Raw genomic sequence first — 266 nt, forward strand, 5'->3', positions numbered from 1 at the left:
CGTCCGGGAACCGGTCGGCGATCCGGTGCGCCCACTGCACCGCGAGGGCTGTCTTGCCGATGCCGGGCATCCCGCTCAACAGGACGGTGGCGGGCGCGCCGGTGGAGGCAGCGGCCGCGTCGGTGACCCGCAGCAGGGTGGCGAGTTCGGTCTCTCGGCCGACGAAGGCGGGCCGGTCGGCGGGTAGTTGGGCGGGGCGGAGGGAGGTCGCTGGCGGCGCCGGGGTGGTCAGGGGTACGGCTATGGGGGCGGTCACGGGTACGGCT

1 protein-coding gene is annotated in these 266 nt (G+C 75.6%); it reads right to left on the reverse strand.

The window, feature by feature from the left end; translation table 11 throughout:
- On the reverse strand, positions 1 to 256 hold a 256-nt coding region (locus AOK23_RS49415), incomplete at its 3' end, for an AAA family ATPase (protein WP_240496267.1).
- Between the last annotated feature and the right edge of the window lie 10 nt (positions 257 to 266).

The organism is Streptomyces torulosus, from assembly GCF_001419765.1.
In the GTDB taxonomy this organism is placed as follows: Bacteria; Actinomycetota; Actinomycetes; order Streptomycetales; family Streptomycetaceae; genus Streptomyces; species Streptomyces torulosus.